General features: G+C 64.7%; 4 protein-coding genes. All 4 read right to left on the reverse strand.

Features of this window, described 5'->3' with window-relative positions:
- On the reverse strand, nucleotides 1-275 hold a 275-nt coding region (locus tag EN994_RS35715; RefSeq protein ID WP_082826549.1), incomplete at its 3' end, for a hypothetical protein.
- Complete coding sequence (fosX, locus tag EN994_RS27820) at nucleotides 272-691, reverse strand: FosX/FosE/FosI family fosfomycin resistance hydrolase (protein ID WP_063169035.1); 420 nt, start codon at nucleotides 689-691, stop codon at nucleotides 272-274. The genes EN994_RS35715 and fosX, both read right to left, overlap by 4 nt.
- The gene (locus EN994_RS27825) at nucleotides 688-1800 is read right to left on the reverse strand and encodes a carbon-phosphorus lyase complex subunit PhnI (RefSeq protein ID WP_063169034.1); all 1113 of its coding nucleotides are present in this window, start codon (nucleotides 1798-1800) and stop codon (nucleotides 688-690) included. The genes fosX and EN994_RS27825 overlap by 4 nt, the downstream gene beginning before the upstream one ends.
- 1 nt (nucleotide 1801) lies before the next feature.
- Nucleotides 1802-2296: phosphonate C-P lyase system protein PhnH (gene phnH, locus EN994_RS27830; protein ID WP_127307983.1), on the reverse strand; the 495-nt coding region annotated here is incomplete at its 5' end.

Raw genomic sequence — 2296 nt, forward strand, 5'->3', positions numbered from 1 at the left:
CACATCCACATTGTGCTATCGAATTGGCGTCCAGGACGCGGATACAGGGGCGAATTCAGATGAACTCGACCGGATGGATGCATCTCGGAATTCTGTTGGTGGTGTTCGCCGGCGTCGTTCTCTTCTTCCTTCGGCGCATGATTCTGCCCGGCCCCAAAGAAGGCTCTCAAGGTGAGTCCGTGGGCGTCGGCAATGGTGATTACTCCGGGTATGACGGCTATGGCGGTCATTCCCACGATGGTGGCGGCCATGGTGGCGTCGGGCACTAAATTCATTCCGCAGCCTCCGATCCCCTGGCATAGCGCGCCAGCCGCTCATTGAGCGTGCCGGTGTGCAGTTCGAACATGTGGTTGTCTTCGTCGTAGAAATAGATCGAGCGGCCTTCACCCTCGACGCGCGGGCGCGGCGGGCGCATGTCGAGGCCGAGCCTGCCGATGCGCTCGGCATAGCGGTCGAAATCGGCGTCATCGATCTTGAAGGCGATGTGGTTGTAGCTGCGCTCCGGCAAGGGTTCGCCCTCCATGATGGCGACCCAGATGTCACCGATCAGGAAGAATTTTTCGGGCGACAGCGAGAACTGCCTGGCGTCGCTGACATAGACTTCGCGTGCGTCGAATACGCCCTCGAGGATTTCGGTCATCCGCTCGAGATCGCGGACGATGAAGGTCATGTGGGAAAGGCCCTCGATCATTCCGCGGCCTCCCGCTTCTCTTCGACCTTCACGGGGTTTTGGCGGGCGTCATATTCGGCACGCATGCGGCGCACGAGATCGAGTTCGGCCTGGAAATCGACATAGTGCGGCAGCTTCAGATGCTCGACGAAGCCGGTCGCCTGGACATTGTCGGAGTGCGAGATGACGAACTCCTCGTCCTGGGCCGCGGCGACGACATCCTCGCCGAGCTCCTTCGCGCGCAGCGCCCGGTCGCAGAGTGCCACGGCCATCGCCTTGCGTTCGCTCTGGCCGAAGACCAGGCCGTAGCCGCGGGTGAATTGCGGCGGCGCCTTGGCCGAGCCTTTGAACTGGTTGACCATCTGGCATTCGGTGACGCGGACAGTGCCGAGCGGCACCGAGAAGGGCAGTTCGGGCACGTCGAGCTCCAACTCGACTTCGCCGATGCGGATCTCGCCGACGAAGGGGTGGTTGCGGGCATAGCCGCGCTGGGTGGAATAGCCGAGCGCCAGCAGGAACCCTTCATCGCCGCGTGACAGCGCCTGCAGGCGGATGTCGCGCGCCATCGGGAATTCGAGCGGCTCGCGGGTGATGTCGCCGGGGACATGATCCTGCGGCATGTCGCCATCCGGTTCGATCAAGCCTTCGCGGGCGAGGATCGCCGAGACGCGCGGCATGGCTTGCGCTTCCGTGTCGCGCAGCAAGGGCTCGGCGACATCGGCGCCGGCGGCAAGCTCGGGATCGAGCAGCCGGTGGGTGTAGTCGAAGGTCGGTCCGAGCAACTGGCCGCCGGGCAGATCCTTGTAGGTCGCCGAGACGCGCCGCTCGACCAGCATGTTGGCGGTGTCGATGGGCCTGGAGTAGCCGAAGCGCGGCAGCGTGGTGCGGTAGGCGCGCACCAGGAAGATCGCCTCGATCATGTCGCCGCGCGCCTGGACGATGGCGAGCGCGGCCAGTTCACGATCATAGAGCGAGCCTTCGCTCATCACCCGGTCGACGCCGAGCGCCAGCTGCTCGACGATCTGGTCGAGACGAAGGGCGGGCACCGAACGGTCGCCACGCCGGCGGTCGGCCAGCAGGCTGTGGGCGTTGGCGATTGCCGCTTCGCCACCTTTTACCGCGACATACATCTTACGCCTCCATCGTCTTGATGCGCGTCGTGCGCGGTAGGCAGGCGATGCCGCCTGATGTGGCGAGGATGATGTCGACGCCGCGCGGAAAGCGCTTGATATTCTGCTTCCACTGCTCGACGAAATGGCGTGGCATCTGCGCCGGCGCGATCGTGGCGCTGGTTTCGATGCCGGGACCTTCGAGCAATAGCGGCGTGCCGGAGACCAGATCGCTGACCTGCAGGATCAGCGTGGTCGAGCGGTCGGGATAATCCTGCGTGCCCTGCGAAAAGCCATCGAGCGCCATCATCTCGGCAGGTGCTGCGACCAAGGCGAAATGCGCATCGGCCGGTGTGTTGGCCAATGGCGCGCCGGTATGGAACCCAAGCCACGATCTGATCGCGGTGGAGGCCTGCAAAGCCGGGTCGAGCCAGAGCGGCGTGTCATTGTCGCACAGCGCCAGTGCGATGGCGCCGGCGGTAGCCGAGAGCGGCACCGGCGGGCGGGGGAAGGGCGG

Source organism: Mesorhizobium sp. M7A.F.Ca.CA.002.09.1.1, from assembly GCF_003998555.1.
GTDB lineage: Bacteria > Pseudomonadota > Alphaproteobacteria > Rhizobiales > Rhizobiaceae > Mesorhizobium > Mesorhizobium ciceri.